Origin of the sequence: Candidatus Nanosynbacter sp. HMT-352, from assembly GCF_022819385.1 — a bacterium.
Taxonomy (GTDB): Bacteria; Patescibacteriota; Saccharimonadia; order Saccharimonadales; family Saccharimonadaceae; genus Nanosynbacter.
In genome coordinates, this window is sequence record NZ_CP089290.1 from 1 (window position 1) to 20,576 (window position 20,576).

General features: G+C 43.8%; 20 protein-coding genes and 1 tRNA gene. 1 reads left to right on the top strand and 20 read right to left on the bottom strand.

Annotated elements, in window-relative coordinates:
- Positions 1–155: 155 nt before the first annotated feature.
- Positions 156–1,154 (bottom strand): Holliday junction branch migration DNA helicase RuvB, encoded by a 999-nt coding sequence (gene ruvB / locus LRM44_RS00005; protein ID WP_129635216.1) that lies wholly within the window; start codon positions 1,152–1,154, stop codon positions 156–158.
- A gap of 179 nt (positions 1,155–1,333) precedes the next feature.
- Between ruvB and LRM44_RS00010 the strand changes: the two genes are divergently transcribed.
- Positions 1,334–1,885 (top strand): DUF4352 domain-containing protein, encoded by a 552-nt coding sequence (locus tag LRM44_RS00010; protein ID WP_243803881.1) that lies wholly within the window; start codon positions 1,334–1,336, stop codon positions 1,883–1,885.
- 47 nt (positions 1,886–1,932) lie between these two features.
- Here the strand turns inward: LRM44_RS00010 and ruvA are convergent, their stop codons facing one another.
- The 19 genes from ruvA to LRM44_RS00105 form a co-directional block, all read right to left on the bottom strand.
- On the bottom strand, positions 1,933–2,508 hold the full coding sequence (ruvA, locus tag LRM44_RS00015) for a Holliday junction branch migration protein RuvA (protein WP_243803884.1): 576 nt from the start codon (positions 2,506–2,508) through the stop codon (positions 1,933–1,935).
- Between the two features lie 7 nt (positions 2,509–2,515).
- Complete coding sequence (gene ruvC, locus LRM44_RS00020; protein WP_129631598.1) at positions 2,516–2,989, bottom strand: crossover junction endodeoxyribonuclease RuvC; 474 nt, start codon at positions 2,987–2,989, stop codon at positions 2,516–2,518.
- Between the two features lie 16 nt (positions 2,990–3,005).
- Positions 3,006–4,805 (bottom strand): lamin tail domain-containing protein, encoded by a 1,800-nt coding sequence (locus tag LRM44_RS00025; RefSeq protein WP_243803886.1) that lies wholly within the window; start codon positions 4,803–4,805, stop codon positions 3,006–3,008.
- A 99-nt stretch (positions 4,806–4,904) separates the two neighbouring features.
- Positions 4,905–5,621, bottom strand: a complete 717-nt coding sequence (locus LRM44_RS00030; RefSeq protein ID WP_243803889.1) for a YebC/PmpR family DNA-binding transcriptional regulator — start codon at positions 5,619–5,621, stop codon at positions 4,905–4,907.
- 47 nt (positions 5,622–5,668) lie between these two features.
- Complete coding sequence (locus LRM44_RS00035) at positions 5,669–7,120, bottom strand: ComEC/Rec2 family competence protein (RefSeq protein ID WP_243803891.1); 1,452 nt, start codon at positions 7,118–7,120, stop codon at positions 5,669–5,671.
- A gap of 64 nt (positions 7,121–7,184) precedes the next feature.
- A tRNA-Lys gene (locus LRM44_RS00040) sits at positions 7,185–7,261 on the bottom strand.
- 47 nt (positions 7,262–7,308) lie between these two features.
- Positions 7,309–7,788 carry a hypothetical protein gene (locus tag LRM44_RS00045; protein ID WP_243803894.1) on the bottom strand — a complete coding sequence of 160 codons (480 nt, stop codon included), beginning with the start codon at positions 7,786–7,788 and terminating at the stop codon, positions 7,309–7,311.
- Positions 7,785–8,276, bottom strand: a complete 492-nt coding sequence (locus LRM44_RS00050; RefSeq protein ID WP_243803896.1) for a DUF192 domain-containing protein — start codon at positions 8,274–8,276, stop codon at positions 7,785–7,787. Before LRM44_RS00050 ends, LRM44_RS00045 begins: the two co-directional genes overlap by 4 nt.
- A 24-nt stretch (positions 8,277–8,300) precedes the next feature.
- Entirely contained in the window at positions 8,301–9,218 is a 918-nt protein-coding gene (locus LRM44_RS00055; protein ID WP_129631616.1) for a RimK family alpha-L-glutamate ligase, read from the bottom strand.
- Positions 9,218–9,724 carry an ATP-dependent zinc protease family protein gene (locus LRM44_RS00060; protein ID WP_243803899.1) on the bottom strand — a complete coding sequence of 169 codons (507 nt, stop codon included), beginning with the start codon at positions 9,722–9,724 and terminating at the stop codon, positions 9,218–9,220. Before LRM44_RS00060 ends, LRM44_RS00055 begins: the two co-directional genes overlap by 1 nt.
- 23 nt (positions 9,725–9,747) lie before the next feature.
- Positions 9,748–12,882: a hypothetical protein gene (locus LRM44_RS00065; RefSeq protein ID WP_243803901.1), complete on the bottom strand. Its 3,135-nt coding sequence runs from the start codon at positions 12,880–12,882 to the stop codon at positions 9,748–9,750.
- Between the two features lie 60 nt (positions 12,883–12,942).
- Complete coding sequence (gene dnaJ / locus LRM44_RS00070; RefSeq protein WP_243803904.1) at positions 12,943–14,052, bottom strand: molecular chaperone DnaJ; 1,110 nt, start codon at positions 14,050–14,052, stop codon at positions 12,943–12,945.
- 158 nt (positions 14,053–14,210) lie between these two features.
- The gene (locus tag LRM44_RS00075; protein WP_243803907.1) at positions 14,211–14,957 is read right to left on the bottom strand and encodes a hypothetical protein; all 747 of its coding nucleotides are present in this window, start codon (positions 14,955–14,957) and stop codon (positions 14,211–14,213) included.
- 133 nt (positions 14,958–15,090) lie between these two features.
- The gene (gene dnaK / locus LRM44_RS00080) at positions 15,091–16,983 is read right to left on the bottom strand and encodes a molecular chaperone DnaK (protein WP_259373136.1); all 1,893 of its coding nucleotides are present in this window, start codon (positions 16,981–16,983) and stop codon (positions 15,091–15,093) included.
- Between the two features lie 145 nt (positions 16,984–17,128).
- Entirely contained in the window at positions 17,129–17,593 is a 465-nt protein-coding gene (locus tag LRM44_RS00085; protein WP_243803909.1) for a nucleotide exchange factor GrpE, read from the bottom strand.
- Complete coding sequence (locus LRM44_RS00090; RefSeq protein ID WP_165000066.1) at positions 17,590–17,739, bottom strand: hypothetical protein; 150 nt, start codon at positions 17,737–17,739, stop codon at positions 17,590–17,592. Before LRM44_RS00090 ends, LRM44_RS00085 begins: the two co-directional genes overlap by 4 nt.
- Positions 17,739–18,449, bottom strand: a complete 711-nt coding sequence (locus LRM44_RS00095) for a transcriptional regulator (protein ID WP_129631658.1) — start codon at positions 18,447–18,449, stop codon at positions 17,739–17,741. Before LRM44_RS00095 ends, LRM44_RS00090 begins: the two co-directional genes overlap by 1 nt.
- A 50-nt stretch (positions 18,450–18,499) precedes the next feature.
- A complete protein-coding gene (locus LRM44_RS00100) occupies positions 18,500–19,867 on the bottom strand; it encodes an LssY C-terminal domain-containing protein (RefSeq protein WP_243803911.1) in 1,368 nt (455 codons plus the stop codon).
- Complete coding sequence (locus LRM44_RS00105; protein ID WP_243803913.1) at positions 19,864–20,574, bottom strand: guanylate kinase; 711 nt, start codon at positions 20,572–20,574, stop codon at positions 19,864–19,866. The genes LRM44_RS00100 and LRM44_RS00105 overlap by 4 nt, the downstream gene beginning before the upstream one ends.
- Between the last annotated feature and the right edge of the window lie 2 nt (positions 20,575–20,576).

Below are 20,576 nucleotides of genomic sequence, written 5' to 3' on the forward strand. Positions count from 1 at the left end.
ATTGTCCAAAAAAAGAACTCTCTGATTAACAGAGAGTTTCTATAGTAATATTATAGCACGACAGAACTTAAGATGGCCTTGTTTTTTGCCCATGGCGACTCCTAGCTAAGTTTGTCTGGTTTTATTAAAACACAAAAAGCCAAAGAATACGATAACTATTTTCCCAAATGTCGCTTTGCCTTAATCGTCACTCGACGACCACGCGGTGTACGCTCAATAAATCCAATTTGTAGCAGATATGGTTCATAAAAATCCTCAATTGTTGTCGCCTCGTCACCAGTCAACGCCGCAATTGTTGTTAAGCCAACAGGGTTATCGCCATAATTTTCCAGAATCGACTGCAATAAATTACGATCAGCCGGATCCAAACCCAACTCATCCACTTCCAGCATTTCCAAAGCGCTGGTTGTAGTTTTTACATCAATTATTCCGTCGCCATTAACGTCGGCGTAGTCACGAACTCGCTTAAGAAGTCTATTGGCAATACGTGGCGTCAAGCGCGCTCGCGTTGACAATAAATCCGCCGCTTCACTTCGAATTGACGACTCCAAAATCTTCGCACTACGCGTCACAATTTTCGCAATATCCTCTGGCGTGTAAAATTCCAAGCGGTAAATATGCCCAAACCTATCACGCAAAGGCGCCGCCAAACTTCCGGTTCGTGTCGTCGCACCAATCACCGTAAATCGCGGCAAATCCAATCGAATTGATCGCGCTGCCGGACCTTTTCCAATCACAATATCCAGCTTAAAATCTTCCATTGCGGAGTACAAGATTTCCTCCACTGATCGCCCTAACCGATGAATCTCATCGATAAACAGAATATCGCCGTCCGACAAATTAGTCAGAATCGACGCCAAGTCGCCCGCTTTTTCAATAGCCGGACCACTAGTAATCCGCAGATTCGTGCCCATTTCATTAGCAATCACCGTCGCCATAGTTGTTTTACCAAGCCCCGGCGGACCATATAATAATACGTGATCCAACGGCTCGCCGCGCTTTTTAGCAGCATCAATCGCCAAGCGCAAATTACGTTTTAATCTTTCCTGACCAACATACTCAGCAAAGCTCTGCGGACGCAGACTCACCTCAATTCGCTGCTCTTCAGAATCATCATCATGCGAACTTGTATCAACTATTCTTTCAATTGCCATACACTAATTATATCATTTGTAGTACAATAGGGGTGTCTACATCTAGAACCAGGCGTTTTGAGCGCATTGTTTACGTGCATAATGGGCAGCCGTTATCGAGCGTAAACTTGCGTTCTAGGTGTAGACAGCCAAATTTAACGGCTGTCCTTTTTGTTGGGCGGCACATCTCATAGGAGGGGATGATGAACACAAGCGAGAAAAAACCAATTTTTAAGAAGGTGTGGTTTTGGGTAATTATTGTTATTATTGTGATTGGAGTATCCAGCGCATCGCAACAGAACAAAGCCACTGTCGTCAATACAAACAATAATAACGCTACTTCGGAAAATAAACCAACCGAAAAAACTACTTTCAAAGTTGGTGAAACTATCGCTTTCGACGGCAAGGAGGTGACCGTTAAATCAATTGATCGCAATTGGGATTCTGGTAACCAGTTCATTAAAGCCAGTGACGGCAAAGAATATGTTAAAGCAAATGTTTCAATCGTCAACAAATCAGATAGCGAACTATCATTTAATACGTTCGACTGGAAAATAGAAGATGCGAATGGCGCTATTGAAGGGCCAAGCGGCACAGCCTTCACCGCAAGCGACAACCTAGGGTCTGGCGACCTAGCAGTCAACGGCAAAAAAGAAGGTTCTGTTATTTTTGAGGTTGCAAAAGATTCAAAAATTAAAATTCACTACCAGCCTTCATTTTGGTCAAATAAAAAAATTATTATTGAGCCGTAAGAAAACTAATTATCATTACGAGGACGCTATTGCTTTTAGCGTCCTTTTTATTTCTTCAGCGCCTCAGTTACTCGCTGAGATGTCGGCAAATTGACATCGACATTTTCAAGCGCCTTAGTGGCATCCGCTAATGTATAGCCCAAAGCCATCAATGCCTCCAAGGCCTCATCAGAAGTGTTTAATTCAGTCTGTAGCGGGGTTTCCGTTCGTCCGTAATGAGTCGGTAAACCAACTTTATCGCTCAAATCGACCACCACTCGCTCGGCAGTTTTTTTGCCGACGCCAGTAGCCTTTTGTACAAAGCCGCTGTCAGCGTTAGCAATAGCGTTGCGCACTTGCTCGGCATCACCCAAGCTCAAAATAGACAGCGCAGCCTTCGGACCAACCCCCTGAACCGTGATTAGCATTTCAAATAACTTTTTCGCCGCCAAACTCGAAAACCCAAACAATTCCTCAGACTGTTCGCGCACGTGATGATAAGTGTAAAATTTCACTTCTTGATCTAATATCACTGCGTCAAAATCATTAGTCGCCACGCTAACTTCATATCCAACACCATGAACATCAATGACTAACGAGCCGTTAAACTTCTCAGCAACTTTTCCAAAAACATGTGCAATCATATTTCAATTATACCCGATTCATCGCCGCGTGTGTAATTGCTGCAGCCAAAGCGTCCGCGCAGTCATCCGGCTTCGGAACATCTTTCAAACCCAAATTAAGACGCACCATTTCCTGGACCTGCTTTTTATCAGCCTTGCCATATCCGGTCAAAGTTTGTTTTATTTGCAGTGGCGTATATTCAGCAATCGGCATTCCAGCTTTTCGCCCAGTCAACATCGCCACACCGCGCGCCTCCGCCACAGAAATCGCCGTCGTAACATTACGCGCAAAAAATAGCTTTTCAATCGACATGACATCAGGATTTGTTTCGGCAATAATCTCTGTCAGGCTATCGAAAATATCTTCAAGCCTTTCATCAATTGGCGTATGTGCCGGCGTCGTCACAACTCCCGCCGTGACCATCTTGAACTTGCCACGAGAAAAATCAATCACACCAAACCCCAAAATCCCCGTTCCCGGGTCAATCCCGATAATTCTCATATCTTTATTATAGCAATTATTTGCCGTTAGCGGATTTAATGCTTTCGCGGATTTTTCGTACAAATTGCGAAATTTCCCATCGCCATTGCCATACGCCATAACCGACGACCAGTAAACTCACGCCACCAAACACCCACCAACCCCAAGTAGCGCCAGCGACCTGCTTAACTTCAGTAGCCGCCGAGCCAACAGTTGGCATATTTGCAGATTTTATCTTTCGACATCGCTTAGTTTGCGGATTACGCTCAAATCCTTCTGGACATTCTTTTGCTATATCGTCAGTGGAGGCAATTTTCTTACATCGACCCGTAGCCGAATTGCGGAATTGACCCTCCGGGCAAGGCTTCAAGGTTTTTGCCGCAACCGATGCGATAGATCGACATCTGCCAGTTTCTTCACTACGATAATAGCCATCTTTACAAGGCGTAATAGTTTTTGCCGCTTCAATTTTTCGACAACGGAGAGTTTCTGGATGACGATATTGACCAACAGGACAAGGGCTTTCAACGGGCGGGATGGCAATTTTCACACATCTGCCCAGCGCATTTCGCTCGTAACCATTCTGACAATCCAAATATTCCTTAAAGATATTCTCAGAATTTTCAGTTATCATAAACGTTTGTATCCACTCATCATCAATCAAACTCCACGAGGCGCCTTTTGGTATATTGTTATATTCAGCGATGTCAATTTTCGAGCCAGCCTCGTCCAGTAAATAAATTTTTCCTTTTGTTTTTGGCAATTTCAGCTTCGTGTTTTTTATTTTGATCGTTAAAAATTCACCCGGATTTAATTCGATGTTACCAATATTTTCACGAACGCCAGAATCGCCAACCGTCAATTTACAGCCCGTCGTAATGACGGTTTTTTCGCCAGAATTAATAATTTCAATGAATTGCTCATCAATGTTCGATGCGATTTCACTTAGCTTCAGACCTTCACATTTATTCAACTCCTTTGGAGATTCAGATTTGGAATCTGGGGTTTTGCAATTTGGTCGTGAATACGGCACAATTTCCTGATTATCAGAACCTTTACTCGATAAAAAATCAGTGGAATTATTTTTCGAATCAATAATATTTTCACCAATAAAACAGCGCCAAACAATTTTCACACCACCTTTAATTGGTGAGCCTGCAGACTTTGAATTATTTCCCCAGCCAACGGTATCTGCGACCGACCCGTCCGAACGCGACAACACGACCGATCCATCATTTTGAGCCAAACCCAAATTATTATCAAACTTTATGGCGCCCGCCAACATCTTATCGTTCGACAAGACCAAAAATCCGTTCGCCAAGATTACTTCATCCTTGAAAATCTTTCCAACGGTTTTAGTGCCAGATCCAGCGTAATACTCTATTTTCCAACCAGTCAAGTCAACATTCTGATTCGTCGGATTATATATCTCAATGTATTTTTTATCCTGACTAATCTTTGAAATTAATATCGTCGCATTTTCTTCTGTTCTTTCATCTGACTTATCTATTTTTGGTGGCTCAGATTCGGGATTTGGCTCAGACTTTGAAGACTCATTGGCGGCAGGATTTTCGCTCGGACTATTTGTAGACGAATTCTCCGTTGGAGTCTCGGGATTTTCACTTGATTGAGAAGGTGAATTGCTATCGATCTGATCCTTGTCAACAACTGGATCTTTCGCTTCCTCAGCCGATTTAAGACTATTATCAACAGTCTGAACGTCATCAACTTTCGACTCTTGAGTAGCACTTGAAACACCTTCCGCCAAAACCAACGGCGACGGCATTATTAGCGCCGCGGCTAGTATCATAAGTAGTGTGTTGCGCAAATACTTCATGCTCGCTCCTTGCTTATGGTTAATCATCTTTAGTTTATCGTACTTTTTGTCAAATTAAAAATCGCCCCAAAAAAGGAGCGATTCCTTAAAGCGATGATTTTATTCCGCCGTGATATCCGCATTTGTATGAACATTCACAACGTCATCCAAATCGTCCAACGCATCAATCATTTTCATCAATTTCTGTGCAGTTTCCATGTCGGCAATTTCTATCGGCGTGTTAGCAATATATCGCAACTCCGCATCTTTAACCTTCAAGCCTTGTTCAACCAATTTATTCCGCACGCTCGCCAAATCTTTCAACTCTGTATACACGATAATCTCGCCATCTTCCTCGACAGCATCTTCGGCGCCAGCGTCCAAAACCGCCAGCAACAAATCTTCCCCGCTGCCTTTGATAGTGATGACGCCTTTGCGTGTAAATTGGAACATCACACTACCAGCATCAGCAATTCGCCCGCCATTTTTAACCAACGCAGTTTTTACCTCTGGCAATGTTCGATTACGATTATCTGTCGCCGTTTCAATAATAACGCCCACGCCGCCAGGACCATAACCTTCGTAAGCAATTTCTTCCAAAGCCGCCGCACTTTTATCTGCCACTCGATCAATTGCTCGCTGAATGTTTGCACTAGGCATATTTGCGGCCTTAGCTTTTTCAATTGCCATCGCCAAACTTGAGTTCAGCGCTGGGTCTGTGCCGCCACGTGCTGCAATAGCAATTTGATTACCCAATTTCGTAAAAATCGCGCCGCGCTTAGCGTCAACAATCGCTTTTTGTCGGTGAGTTGTAGCCCATTTACTGTGTCCTGACATATTTTCTCCTAAAGTTATTTGCTATTTCAATCTGTTACTATTATACACTACTCCACAATATTTATCTTAGCGAGGTCTAATTTAGTTTGCTTTTTCATCCAAGTCATTGCCAAAATTAGTGCCACATATAAAGCCGCACATTGCCACAAATTGATACTAACTTCCATTTGAGCCCATTCAAATCCAGCCGTCCAATTGGTGACTTGGATCATATAACCAAGTAGCCACGTCGTCGGAATTGCAATCAACGCGCCAATCATCGGCACAAAAACCAGCACGCCCGACATAAATGTCAGCAGCATCGCTAGCGGCACAAACGGCAAAATCAACATATTCGCGATTAACGCCACATTACTAATAACGCCGAAACTCATCATAAGTAGTGGCAATGTCATAATTTGCGCCGACAAAGTCTCAATTAAAATCTGTCGAAACGCGCCCGGCTCTTTATTGCCGAAAAAATAAGAGTGCAGAAGCGGCGCCAACATAATTACACCCGCAAATGAAGCAAAGCTTAATTGCCAGCCCAAATCGCCCCAACCAAATTGCGGATTTATCAATAACGTGATTGCCGCCGACACGGGAAGCAGAACTAGCGGATGAATTATCCGACCATAATACCACGCCGCCAAACTCAGTCCCGCCACCAAACCAGCTCTCGACATACTGGGACTTAATCCAGTTACCGCCATAAAACCAATTATCATGACAGCCGCGCTGAGCATCGCTAAATATTTTGATCGCTTGGCGAATAATCGTCGCGCTAAACGAACTAAAATTGTTAAATTATAGCCGCTCGCCACCACGATATGCGTTAGTCCAGCAATTTTCAAATTGTCACTTAATTCAGTTGGCATAGCACGCCTTAAACCTAGTAAAAATCCCAGCCCCAACGCGGACTCTGACTCTGGAATATGCTCACGGACCCGCCTCGCAAACCAATCACGAACTCCCACCGCCACATCACCCGGAACGGGTCTTTCTGCACTAATAATTTTTGCCCGATATACACTTGCTGAAAAAGCCCCGAATCCCGCCGTCATTTTACCCTTAACCTTCACGATATCACTACGCTTAATTGAATTTTTATCTGGCGTCGTCACCCAAATTTGTCCCGGCAATTTTTCATTATTCATCTGCAAATTGCCCAATCTAAGAACCGTTTGACTATTTTTATCGAGATCAGGATCCTCCAAAACTTGACCCTGGACAATTGCGACTTTTCCGATTAACGAATCATAAACCTCCACGCCTTTTCTGCCAATTTCACCGCGCCAAAGACCAATCAAAACTCCAGAAATAATTGCTAAAATCACAAAAAATCGCCAGCGCCAAATTGCCACGATTACAAAAATAATCAGCCCGACCAATAAAAATAATGGGTTCGTCGCAAACGACCGCGGTATGTAATGGATGGAAATTACGCCAATTGTCAGACCGAGGCACCACACCGCCACCAACCAAGAAATATGCAACTTCTTAAATAGCCAACTATTCATACTTAAAGTATATCTGGATCCGAAGCCATAAAAAAGACTCCGCCAAGGGAGTCGATTTCAAATTTGGAGGGTCCACCGGGGCTTGAACCCGGGACACCCTGCTTAAAAGGCAGGTGCTCTAACCAGCTGAGCTATGGACCCATTCGGAATATCCGCTTTCTTCATCCTAGCACAAACCAACACAAAGGTCAATGCTTAGCGAGTTTATGTCCACCAGTATGTAGTGAAAAAATGTCAATTAGACCGCACACCAGACCAAACGTAGCCATATATCGCCAATTATTCGCGAAAATCTTATACAACTCCAACGCCTGTCCGTCTAGTGATATATATTTTCCCAGAGGAACCACCAATAGCGCTGCTGTCAAAAACGCGATTCCCACCGCCGAGACAATTCTCTCATGTTTTTTCTGATATCTAGGTCCGCTTAGAAGAAGCATAATTAGCGGAACCAACGTTAAGACTAATCCCGAAATTACACCATTTGGCAATAAACCAGTTTCCAACTTCAAGCCGTCCAGCACCCCCGTCAGCCAGCTACCCCACCATTCTGACAGTAAAAATCCCGTCGCCAACGCCAACGCCAATGGACCGAATCTTCGAGATGAAACAAATGCAACCACAAAAACCGTTACTAAAATTACTCCAAATAGAATTATCACGCTCATTTATCCTCCTCCAAATCAAATTTTACCTGTGACCCAACCGTAACGCTCGCCCGCTTAGCAACACCCGCCTTCACCTCCAATACGTACTTCGCGGGAACTGGTGGCGCATATTTTTCATGCGGCTCAGCATCCGGCTTGACATTATGCTTTACATAGACAACGCGCTTTTTATCATTGATCCAAATCATATCGACCGAAAACTTCATATCTTTCATCCACATTTTATGACGATCATTATGGTCAAATACGAACAGCATGGCATAATTCTCATCAATTCCCAGCCTTCCGGACAGACCTTTCTGCTGCGATTCTTCGTCATTAGCAATTTCCGCCTGAAGCATCGTCTTATTAAGGTAAATCATTTCCGTTTTTGGCGAAACCGTTCGAAAAGCATAAAAAATTGCCCCACCAATAACCATCAGCATTCCGCAGATAAATATCCATTTGATGACAGTCTGAGTTACTGTCGAGTGACGAGGCTCGTCCATAAACCTATTATAACAAGTTTATGCTTAAGCGCCGATTTTATCTTTTTTATTGCCACGCTTGGCATTTCGATCGATGTATTCGATTATCTTTCCAGCCACATTTCGGCGAGTAATTTTCTCAATTCCAAATCCTGGACTAGCATTAACTTCCAGCACCAAAGCTCCACGGCTTGATCTCATGAAGTCAACTCCAGCAACCGTTAGCCCCATTGCCTTAGCGGCTTTCACGCACATTTTACGCTCAGAATCTGTCAATTTTATACTGGTTCCTTCGCCGCCCTTGTGTAAATTACTGCGGAAATCATCGTCCAAACTCTGACGCTTCATACTAGCCACCACTTGACTGCCAACCACAAACGCACGAATATCGACACCAGCCGACTCTCTAATAAACTCCTGAAGCAGTACGTTCGTGCCGTCCGAGTTGGTCAAATAAAACGCCTGTAGAACCGACTTGGCAGCCTTTTTAGTTTCCGCCAGAACCACACCATTTCCGTGCGTACCACGCGCCAACTTAATAATCGCCGGCATACCACCAATCTCTTCAATGAGCGAATCAATGTCAGTCGCGTTTCGAGAAAAGACCGTCTTCGGAATCGACACTCCCGCTTTAACTAATAACTGCGTTGAGCGCAATTTGTCCCGCGCCCTGGTAATTGCAATCGAGCGATTCATGAAAAACGCCTTCGGATACATCATCTCCAATTGACGCAAAACTGCCGTTCCGTACTTTGTCATATGGCTCGCGATTCGCGGAATCACCACGTCAAACTCGCCGATCTCCTTACCTTTGTAGATGACCGTCGGGTGCTTTTCGTCAATTGAAACGTAGCAGTTTTTATACTTAATAACTTTAACTTGATGACCGCGCTTTTCAGCCTCTTCTTTCAGGCGAAGCGTCGAATAATTAATGTTGCCGTTGGATAAGATTGCAATTCGCATTACTTTTCTTCACCTTTCTGATGATATTTTTTATAAAATTCGTATGGATTCAATTTTACTTCTTCATTAAGACTAGCAGTTACGGACGGTTTTTTCCTGCGAACATTTTTTCTTGATACGTCCACTAGGAATTTTCCAGAAATTGACCGTCTTCCAATTAACACCGGAAATTCATTCTTTGACCGATCGGATAGATTCATCAGCATTTTAATTTTTCGCCCGCCAAGCTTCACCCAAAAGTGCGTTCGATAACGAATCTGATTTTGACCCATTGCGGAGCGCACGCTGGCTACAGAATAATCAGTTCTCTTAAATACCTTACCATTATAATACGGCGAACCTTTACCAAACAAAGAAAACTTCAACACTCCATCTTTATCAATGCGAATATTGCTCGCCCAAACCGCACTGGAATCGGCGCCCGTATCAATTTTAGCTGGGACTTTTTGCGCTCGCTTGCCAAAATCCACAAACTCAGTTGACCCAATAATGGCTTTTTCTTTCATACGTCAATATTATGGCACAAAATCTACTTTTTTGCAACCTTTTTCTGCTTGCTCCTTTGCCCCCTGGCCACCACAACCACCACTGCCGCAATGATCGATAATCCAGCCAAAATAGCTAATACATAAGTGTATCCCGACAATAGATATATCAAAGCTAATGTCACACATACAGCACCCCAGATCGTAATCAGTCGTTTGTTAAGCACCAACCCCATGACAACCATCAATGAATGCTCTATTAGGAATAATATTTCCATAACACTGTCTCCTGCGAACGCCAGAACGAGAGTTGGCAGACTAAGTGCAGAGAGAGCCAGCACTAGGTGTACTGTCGTAGACTTATGAATATACCCTAACCAACGCCACGACATCACCGCTCCCGAAAGAATTGCCGCTGACCACAAATATGGTATTGTGATAGCGTGAACGGGTAGGGCTAGGTTTTTAATAGTAAATAAAACGCCGCACAAAATCAGGATCACACCTGAATCAAAATATAAAATATTCTTTTTAGGAACACCTTCGAACATCAAGGCTGTACCATTAATTATCCACACTAGCGACGCCAGAATCACTGACACCACAGTAGCGCTAACTGATGTAGCAATAGACAATAAGACTACCGACCAACCGATGGCGCTATAGAACGAAGAGTAATACCAACGACTCGACATCTTTCTGATTCGCGCAACAATAGCCAGACCGTAAAATACCGCAAAAACAATCAGGGCAACGACTGACATGAATTCGAGTGGAATGTCAAGACGTTGCGCTATAAGGTAAAGCAACAACACTAGACTCGGGTGTGCAGCTATTGTCATTATTCGCCAATCTCGTTTAGCAAGTACCGCCATATAAAAAGCTACTACAGCCGCTAGCCACCCCAATATTTTGAACGACAAATCATATGTTGCCAGTAGATTAATCATTGGAAGCACTGTCGCTGGAACTACAGCGGCACACAGCGTCATATCACTAATAATTGACGATTGCCTATTCATTCGCAACAGCCAGTACAAAGACCCAAAACCAACTAGACTCACCCATGCAGCAATTGCGAGATTGTCATTAAACGATATATTCAACCAATGCAGGGATAATAAAACAAAGATGATTGTCATAAAATACGCACCACCCAAATAAATCTCTCTACGACATCGGTAAAATGCATAGTAGAGTGACACCACTAGCGGCAACCAAACTATCGGATGAATTGACGACAATACAATAAGCACAGCCACACCAACGATAGAATGTAATAATAACTCACGACTTTTGACGGCTGTGTTGCCATGACGACGATAAAGCCATTCTACTATTAATAGCGACGACACATTTATCCATGCCATTAGAATAGAGATATTTTCACCAGACACCGCCAAACCTAAAGCTAGCAAAAATACTGACAACATTAAAGAAGCATGGACTCCGACTACAAACTCATAAACTTTTTCGCGCCATACAGCCACACTCATAATGCCAGCACCGATAGCTATCGCGCCCGATAGACACATCAGGGCTTCCTCTGTCGCATAAGTGGCTATCATCGCTGAAGTAAACATTGCCATTAATAGCCAAGTTGACGCAGCGCCATACACTAAAGCAGCCTGACTTTTACTAATATTCGGACGCTTCAAAATTAGCAATCGGCAAATAACTGGCAGTGGCGTCATGAATAGAAAAATTAGATACTGTACGCGTGGTGCTATAGCTATATCGATATTGAATAGTGTTATACCAATCGGCACCAATAGAATCCCAGATATCACAACCATAATACCGAAGCGGGCACGACGTAACAAAAAAAGAATTGCAAGACTAATCGCTGAAATAAAACTAATAAAGGTAAAGGCAACCGTCATTCGTAGCGAATCTCCAGAACCGATCACGCCAAACAGAGCACTTAGTGACACAGCAAAACTAGCCCACAATACTATTTCATGATGTCTATCGTACTGTTTCTGAACGTACATTGATACAGCGGACCAGATTATATTTCCCAGTGCCACTAACCCTAGAATCACGCTTACAACCAACTGATTATCGTCAGATAAATACATTGCGAAACTAGTAGCCATCACCATTAACAATAAGCGAGCTGTTGTCAATTCATAAGTACGCATCTTTTTAGACTTCTCAACAAGAGCAACCGTAAAGTAATATGCAACGCTAGCAAATAACAGTACACTAATATCTAATGCACCCATATATGCCGACGAGCTAAGCGCGATAAACATCGTCATCGGCACGATAAACGGATTTACAACGTTTAACGGTTCGACAAACTGACGAGGAAAGCGACTAGAAAAATATGCAGCCACAGTCATTAAGCATCCAAATAGCAGCATTACAACGTAATACCAGACCAGCTGCGCATGCACAACAGCCGGCAAACTAGTCGTCATCGTAAACATCGATAGTAGCGACATATAAGCAAGGGGTCGACTATTTAATCTCACCGTAGCATCAACACACAAAACAGCACCAATTACAGAGGTAATAAGCCAGCACCATGCAGGGTCAATACCTAAAAGCAAATTCATAATCCAACCGCCAATCGGTACAGCTGCCAAGGCCGTACCAATAAGCGCTGTCGACGCAGATTTCAATATCGGCAAGCGAGCATACAATATCTGACCAATAATATAATAAATAAAAATAAACAGCCACACCAACCCAAACCTAAGTTGGATAGATAGATTAATTGCCTGAGCCAGAAGCAATATTCCCGCAGTCAGAAGTAGCGATGCCGTATATAGCGCTATATTAATTGTAGTCTTACGACCCCTCTCCTTTTCCTTGTCATCAATATGTGATGTTCGTTCAATATTATTCTCAACAGGCACAGCAACCGTATTTACTCTCTCTTCAGCCATGGAAACACTAGTAGGAATTATATTATCTAGATTCTCATTTTTACTGACATTTAACGGCGTATTCGCAAACCGCGAAGCGGCGCTTTGATTCTCGGTAATAAGCCTCACTTGACCGTTGTCATTCTCAATTTTGGCGCATCCATTTTGTGCATCACGCACGCCATCCCAATATCCCTGCCGATAATCTTCGGAATAATTAGACGGCTGGCTATTACCTCTCTGTAATAATTTTATTAGCTTAATTACTACAATAATAACTATTATCAGAAAAATTAATCCCATGCCTTCAATCCCTCTTATGTTAGCTTCAGTATAGCACAGGATTTTTTCTCGACAAATATATTAAGAGAACAGTCCTCGTTTTTTCGCACCCTTAAATTGCTCCAAAAGCTCCTTCTGCTTCTTGGTCAATTTGGTTGGCGTATCAACAATAACACCCACAATATGCGGACCACGAGATTCGCTGTGCAAATGTGGCACGCCATGACCCGACAACTTGAAGTCGGTGCCGCTCTGAGTTCCCGCTGGAATTTTCATCGTTATTACGCCGTCCACAGTCTCTACATCAATCTCCGTTCCCAGTGCCGCATCAACCATAGAAATATGTTCTTCGCTAAGAATAATATTGCCTTCACGAGTGAATTTTTTATGCGCCTTAACGCGAATGTGGACATACAGATCACCTCTACTACCACCAGCAACTGCTTCGCCGCGATCGCGCAGACGAATTGTCGCGCCATCATCAATCCCTGCCGGAATTTTAATAGTGATATCCTGATTTTGGCGAGTCGTGCCTTTTCCTCGACAAACTGAACATTCTTTTTCAGGAACTTTCCCCTTGCCGTGACAAGTTTCGCAAACAACCGCCTGCTGAATTTGTCCAAACAGCGAATTCATCGTTCGAGTTTGCTGACCCGCGCCCTTACAAGTTGGACACGTTTTCATTCCAAACCCTGGCTCGGCGCCATCGCCATGGCAATGCTCACATTCAACATCCAGCATTAAACTAATTTTCTTTTCTACACCAAATACTGCATCCTCAAAGCTTAGTGTTACGCTAGTTTCAACATCACGCCCACGCGAACTACCATTCCCAGAGCCGCCAGTTGCGCCACCGAAGAATTGGCTAAAAATATCACCTAGTCCACCATCACCAAAATCAAAGTGAACGTTTTGACCGCCGAATCCACCAAATCCTTCAAACGGATTGCCAGAAAAACCGCCACCAGACGCGCCACCAACGCCAGCATGACCAAATTGATCATAACGCTGTCGCTTCTGTTTGTCTTTCAGAACTTCATAGGCTTCATTAATTTCCTTAAACTTAGCCTCATCGCCGCCCTGCTTATCAGGGTGATATTTAATTGCTAATTTACGAAAAGCCTTTTTTATCTCATCTTCAGAAGCGGTCTTTGGAACGCCCAATATTTCATAATAATCACGCTTGCTCATACCTTATATATTATACGCGTTTAGCACTCTCAGTGCAAGAGTGCTAAGTCCAAAAAAGGCCGCTCTTTTTATCGAGCAGCCTTCTTTGTAAATACGTTGAGTTTATTTCTCGTCGACAATTTCACCTTCGACTGGCTCGTCTTTATCAGACTCGGGCTTCACAGCTCCTCATCAAACTTGACAGGTAACATTTCTGTATAGATTTTTGTTTCACCATCAGAGCTGAATTCTATCATGAGACTACCCTGTCTGTGCCTATCTTGATAAGACTGGGTTGTATTATAAGGATAGACTTTTATATCTTTATCATTGTTTATACCGCTTTCTACAATCAAGTTATCAACACGCTCCTGAGATATTGGCGTCATTATCCATTTACCATCAGGGTCTTTGCAGTATTCGCCAGGAGTCATAATAACCATCTTGCAACTAACCGGCGACTGCTGTTCTACCCCCCCCATTTCTCTACGTAAAACTAAACCACTCAATTGATCTCCTAACGGAGAATAGTGCTGTATATACCCTCGCTTCGTACCGTCGGCAAATTCAGAAATCACAGCCACAGCCATACAACCCCCTAACCCATAAGTGGCAATCTTCTTCTTTTCACCAGATACTACAGTAATACTCCCATACTCATCCATCCCAGCCAACTCAGTACCCGCAGACTTCTCTATTTCATAAAAAGACGGAGTACTATGAGTCTCTTCGTTTTGCAAAAATACGGAAGATTCGCTCGGCTCAATCATTGTAAAATCCCTCTGAGATCTATCTAAAGCCGGATTTTTATCATCGTAAAGACTTGCGGTCAGAGCATCCGCACCCATAAAAATGCGAATATATTCCGGCACTCTCTTCTGAAGGCGAGACTCATCTAAATATGATTCAATTATACCTTTTGTCATTGCAGTTTATATAATATCATATTTTGTAAAAATAGTCAATAAGTTTATCCTCATTAAAGAGGGGCTGCTCACACTAGAGTAGCCCCTGACGATATTAGTATCTAAGACCTCTCAAGTCGTTTAGTAGCACCGGCTATTTCTCGTCGACAATTTCGCCTTCGACCGGCTCGTCCTTGTCAGACTTTTTGTCATCCTTAGACTCATCAGCCTTTTTGTCCTCAGCGGCTTGCTGGTACATCTTAGCCCCGATTGGCATAATCGCGTCGTTCAAGGCTTTAATTGCAGCATCCAATTCGTCCTTATCTTCAGAATCTTTGTGCTTTTCAGCCTCTTCGACCGCCTTTTCAATCGCTTGCTTATCATCGTCAGAAATCTTATCCTTGAATTCGTCCGGCATTTTCTTTGCCTGATAAATAGCGTTTTCAAGCTGATTCTTCGTATCGACAGTTTCGCGCTTTTTCTTGTCTTCGTCCGCGTGAAGTTCGGCTTCTTTTTGTGCCTTCTCAATATCTTCCTTACTCATATTGCCAGAGTTTTGGATAGTGATTGATTGCTCCTTGCCAGTTCCCTTGTCTTTAGCCGTAACGTTAAGAATACCGTTGGCGTCAATATTAAAGGTCACTTCAATTTGAGGTACACCGCGTGGTGCTGGCGCAATACCATCAAGCACAAAACGACCCAAACTCTTATTATCATTAGCAAACTCGCGCTCACCCTGAAGAACGTGAATTTCCACCTGAGGCTGGTTATCAGCAGCTGTCGAGAAAACTTCGCTCTTACTTGTTGGAATCGTCGTATTTCGATCAATCAACTTCGTCGACACACCGCCCATCGTCTCAATTCCAAGAGAAAGCGGAGTCACGTCCAGAAGCAACACATCCTTAACATCACCAGCTAAGACGCCACCTTGAATTGCAGCACCAACAGCCACAACCTCATCTGGGTTCACACCTTGCATTGGATCTTTTCCAAAGAAATTCTTTACACGCTCGACCACAGCTGGCATACGAGTCATTCCACCAACCATAACTACATTGTTAATGTCGGATTTAGAAAGTTTGGCGTCCTTCAAAGCCTTTTCTACTGGACCGTCCAAGCGATCCAATAGGTCCTTAACCAAATCTTCCAACTTAGCGCGACTCAAGCTCATCTCAAAGTGCTTTGGACCATCAGCATCAGCAGTGATAAATGGAATGTTGACTTCATATTCAGTAACCGTCGACAATTCTTTCTTCGCTTTTTCGGCCTCATCCTTCAAGCGCTGCATCGCTGCATTATCTTTACGAAGATCAATTCCCTCCTTTGATTTGAAGTCGTCCAAGAAGTAGTTAACAATAGCGTTGTCGAAATCCTCACCACCAAGGTGTGTATCACCATTAGTTGCCTTAACTTCAAATACGCCGTCACCCAGTTCCAGCACCGACACGTCAAACGTACCGCCACCAAGGTCAAACACCACAATAGTTTCGTCGTTTTTGCCTTTCTCCAGACCGTACGCCAAAGCCGCAGCTGTTGGTTCGTTAATAATACGCTTAACTTCCAATCCAGCAATTTTACCAGCGTCCTTAGTCGCTTGGCGCTGTGAATCGTCAAAGTAAGCCGGCACCGTAATCACTGCTTCCGTCACTTTTTCACCCAAGAAAGCTTCGGCGTCAGCCTTGATTTTACTAAGAATCATTGCTGAAACTTCTTCTGGCGTATATTCCTTATCACCCATCTCGACCGCCACGCCAGTACCTTTTTTAACAATCTTGTACGGCATGATATCCAAGTCTTTTTGTACTTCCTTGTCGTCAAACTTACGACCAATCAAACGCTTAACGCCGTAAATCGTGTTTTTTGGATTTGTTACACGCTGACGCTGAGCAACTTGACCGACAAGTCGTTCGCCCTTTTTATTAACCGCAACTACAGATGGTGTAGTGCGATTACCTTCGGCATTAGAAATAACCTCTGGTTTTCCAGCTAACATATACGCAAACGCACTGTTAGTTGTACCAAGGTCTATACCAATAATTTTACCCATATGATTCCCCTTTCTGTTATGATCACATCTGGTCTATATCTTATATTCATTCTAGCACTCTTTCGTGGCGAGTGCCAACTATCTCAGTATAAATAATTAGCACTCTCATGTCAAGAGTGCTAATAGCTGTTTTTTCGCAATCATATTACTGACGAGTGACTTTTACCATTGCGTCGCGAATAACTGAGCCGTTCAAAGTATAGCCAGCGCGAAGTTCCTCGGCAATAACTTCCTTATCGCCATCCGTCGATTCGTCAAATTGAACAGCCTGATGAAATTCCGGATTAAACAGAGTTCCGGGTTTAGCGTCAATTTTCTCCAAACCAATCTCCTTCAATTGCTTGTCAAGCTGCTTGCTCAGACCAGCCACACCCTTAACCCACGCATTATCTTGAAGTTCCTCTGGGACGTTGGCGACAGCTCGCTCAATCGTATCAATGACTGGCAACAATTTCATCACCGACTTAGTTTGACCCATCTCATGCGCTGATTGTTTCTCCGCCTCCACACGCTTACGATAATTCTCAAAATCCGCTCGAGTTCGCTGCAGGTCCGACGTCAGCTCAGCAACTTCTTTCTCTAAATCTTCAACTTTTTTATTCTTCGTCATTTTTTCCTCCTTTTAAACGGCCAAAACGGCTCGTCGCCATACGTACAGGGAAAAAGCACTACCATAGCCATGAAAATAATAATCAAAATAATCACTACTAGCCACGTTGGCAAGCCGCTCAGTAGTCCACCAATCCATTCAGCCATTACAATACCTCCTCTAGCATCGCGCCCGTACGACGCACCAGCTCCATCGTTCGACGATAATTTTGTCGCGTCGGACCAATCACACCGATGTAATTATCGCCACCAGACGATGACTTAAATTTACTTATAATTAACGTAGCACCGCTGCTTTTACCGATTGGGTTTTCGCTACCAATAAACACATTTAACGGCTCATCCGGCGCCGCTTCACGCAGCCACGGTTCGATATTGTCAATCAATTTAGCAACCGCCTGGACGTGATCGCCATCACCAAACTCTGGCTGACTGAATAACTGAGTCATTCCGTTCATATACAAACTCGAACCAAACGACGCAAAACCAAAATTGCCAGTCATTTCCACCAAACCATCAACCGCTCGACGAATCGCTTTGTCTGAAGTATCAACATTTGAATTGACGTGCGCCTCAATTGCTTTCGTACTACTATCAATACCGCTCGGCAATTCCGTCATTTGCGCTGCCGTGATTCCATTGACATAAAAACGATATCCCTTGTCCGTCGGAATTCGACCTGCGCTCGTGTGGGGCGCCTCAATAAATCCCATCTCCTCAAGTTTTGCCATTTCACTGCGAATCGTGGCGCTGCTCACGCCAAACAGTTTGGCTAGCGTTACACTACCAACTGGCGCCGCAATTTCAGCGTATTGCTCGATAATAGCGACAAGGATTGCTTGTTGACGTTCGGTCATAGTCCAATTATATCGCAAATCTAGCACTCATACAAGCAGAGTGCCAAGCCTTATCGTCTTTCCGTAAAGTAGCGCGCCGCATCTGAAGAGAACAACATCATGATCATAATATGCACGCCAATCGAGATCAAAAGCAGCATAATCGACGCATTAATTCGCCCAATTGTCACGGATAAAGATTCGGTGACAATGGCTAGTGTCGCCACAGAAAGTAGCGAGATTCGCGCCCGACTACTCCCTCGAAGCAACAGCCCAACCAGCACGATTTCCGCCACGACCAGCAGAACATTAAAGCCAGCCATCATTGACAACATGGTATTCGCAGCATTTATATCAATTCCATCAATATTCGCAACTTGCACCAAAGTCGTCGGCCAGCTAGAAAAGTCCACCAACATTTGCCCAATTGTGAATAACGACGCCAGAATCATCAATCCGCCGCCAATTAAAATCTGCGGTGGTCGGCGACTCCAAAGCTCTTCCAATAAAGTTTCGTGATTTCGCGGATGACGATCATAAATTGTACCATCCATAATCACTCCGAGCCGCGTTGAAGCCGCGACATTATCGTCAGCCTTTATCCGACCAACTCCCAAAATTGGCAAATCGCCATCAGTGCGAATGGAATCTCCAAGACCGTTGCGCGAATGATAGCCCGTTGAAAAATCCTTTAATATCGTCACTCTAACATTTTTATTGTTACTTTTAACCGACTCAATGATATAATCTCGTTCAATATCAATATTCTCGTCAATTTTATGCGTGAACTGGAAAGTAAACAAAGAAAAGCCAACACTCTTATCGTATGTACCAGCCGCCAACCAATCAACTCGATGACCGCCAGGAAGAAGCCAGCCAGTTGGACATCGCCAAAACCTAACATGATGACGACGCCTTGGATTGCCGTCAACTTCCTGCTGATAAGCAAAGTCCTGCCGTCTGCCAAATAAAAATGCGGGCGACACCGGTGCATTTGGATAACTACGACCACTCAGCACGGTAAGCACCATTTTCCAAGCTGATCTTGGAGTTATGTCATCCGCCAAAACCCAGCCAGCCTCAGTCATTGCCTTATGGAGCTTTTCTTCCGAGCCGCGCACGCTCAAATTGACAGGGTCACTCAATACTCCGTCCGCCGTTCGCGTTCTACCGATAAAATAATTCGGTACGTACATATTGCTCAAAATTCGATGAAGCCTAGGCAGCGCCAAATACGCCACAATTATCCACACAACAAAGAACAAGCCAACCAGCCACCAACCGCCCGTCACCCAACCTTCTCTAAGCACTAACCACGCCAACCAAAACGACGCCAAACCTGCAAAGATAAAAAAGGATTGGTCTAACAATGTAGTCAAGGTCTTCGAGGAACGATCTTGTCTGGCTGCTATTTTTTTTGGAGTTTTTACTGAACTCATAGATTAATTATATCATTGAGGAGATTTCGAGCTACCAAACGCGCCTCGTCATCTTGACGCTTAAACACGTCGCCGCGCAAAATAATTTCCTCGGTCACTCGAATTGCTCGCTCCAAATCGTCATTGATAATAACATGATAATACGGAACTTCAAGCGCGTAAGCCAACTCTTTTACCGCCGAGGCGTGACGCTTTGGCCACTCCGCTTGAAAATCTTCTTCGGTTGCGTAACGCTTTTTCAATCGCTCAATCCAAGTTTGGCTATTTGGCGGCACAATGAAAATCGCAATGCTATCTGGCGCCAGTCGCTCATATTCCTCCACGCCCTGAACGTCAATGTCAGTAATTGCCACGCGGTTCTGGTCATGCGCTAATTTCAGCTCAGCCACTGACGTTCCATAAACTGTACTGTGAACAAATTTTGCCTCAATAAATTCATTATTTTGTAGCATATTTTCGGCAGTTTGCGAATCAATAAAGTGATAATCAATTCCATCTTGCTCGGCACATCCATTATTTGTGCGTGGCGCGCGCGTAGTGTGAGAAACAATATCGCGAAACTCCGGAGACTTCAGTAATTGTTTTTTTATCGTGTCTTTGCCCGCACCAGAAATTCCCGCAAGCAGCGCAATTTTCGTACTTTTAACCAACTCAATTGTCGATTCAGTTGGCTGATAATTTGTAATAAGATCTTCAATACTTGGCATAA

Bases quoted from the DNA above. Each gene is read 5' to 3' on its own strand.
- ruvB (WP_129635216.1), bottom strand. From the start codon at position 1,154: ATGGCAATTGAAAGAATAGTTGATACAAGTTCGCATGATGATGATTCT.
- LRM44_RS00010 (WP_243803881.1), top strand. From the start codon at position 1,334: ATGATGAACACAAGCGAGAAAAAACCAATTTTTAAGAAGGTGTGGTTT.
- ruvA (WP_243803884.1), bottom strand. From the start codon at position 2,508: ATGATTGCACATGTTTTTGGAAAAGTTGCTGAGAAGTTTAACGGCTCG.
- ruvC (WP_129631598.1), bottom strand. From the start codon at position 2,989: ATGAGAATTATCGGGATTGACCCGGGAACGGGGATTTTGGGGTTTGGT.
- LRM44_RS00025 (WP_243803886.1), bottom strand. From the start codon at position 4,805: ATGAAGTATTTGCGCAACACACTACTTATGATACTAGCCGCGGCGCTA.
- LRM44_RS00030 (WP_243803889.1), bottom strand. From the start codon at position 5,621: ATGTCAGGACACAGTAAATGGGCTACAACTCACCGACAAAAAGCGATT.
- LRM44_RS00035 (WP_243803891.1), bottom strand. From the start codon at position 7,120: ATGAATAGTTGGCTATTTAAGAAGTTGCATATTTCTTGGTTGGTGGCG.
- LRM44_RS00045 (WP_243803894.1), bottom strand. From the start codon at position 7,788: ATGAGCGTGATAATTCTATTTGGAGTAATTTTAGTAACGGTTTTTGTG.
- LRM44_RS00050 (WP_243803896.1), bottom strand. From the start codon at position 8,276: ATGGACGAGCCTCGTCACTCGACAGTAACTCAGACTGTCATCAAATGG.
- LRM44_RS00055 (WP_129631616.1), bottom strand. From the start codon at position 9,218: ATGCGAATTGCAATCTTATCCAACGGCAACATTAATTATTCGACGCTT.
- LRM44_RS00060 (WP_243803899.1), bottom strand. From the start codon at position 9,724: ATGAAAGAAAAAGCCATTATTGGGTCAACTGAGTTTGTGGATTTTGGC.
- LRM44_RS00065 (WP_243803901.1), bottom strand. From the start codon at position 12,882: ATGGGATTAATTTTTCTGATAATAGTTATTATTGTAGTAATTAAGCTA.
- dnaJ (WP_243803904.1), bottom strand. From the start codon at position 14,052: ATGAGCAAGCGTGATTATTATGAAATATTGGGCGTTCCAAAGACCGCT.
- LRM44_RS00075 (WP_243803907.1), bottom strand. From the start codon at position 14,957: ATGACAAAAGGTATAATTGAATCATATTTAGATGAGTCTCGCCTTCAG.
- dnaK (WP_259373136.1), bottom strand. From the start codon at position 16,983: ATGGGTAAAATTATTGGTATAGACCTTGGTACAACTAACAGTGCGTTT.
- LRM44_RS00085 (WP_243803909.1), bottom strand. From the start codon at position 17,593: ATGACGAAGAATAAAAAAGTTGAAGATTTAGAGAAAGAAGTTGCTGAG.
- LRM44_RS00090 (WP_165000066.1), bottom strand. From the start codon at position 17,739: ATGGCTGAATGGATTGGTGGACTACTGAGCGGCTTGCCAACGTGGCTA.
- LRM44_RS00095 (WP_129631658.1), bottom strand. From the start codon at position 18,449: ATGACCGAACGTCAACAAGCAATCCTTGTCGCTATTATCGAGCAATAC.
- LRM44_RS00100 (WP_243803911.1), bottom strand. From the start codon at position 19,867: ATGAGTTCAGTAAAAACTCCAAAAAAAATAGCAGCCAGACAAGATCGT.
- LRM44_RS00105 (WP_243803913.1), bottom strand. From the start codon at position 20,574: ATGCCAAGTATTGAAGATCTTATTACAAATTATCAGCCAACTGAATCG.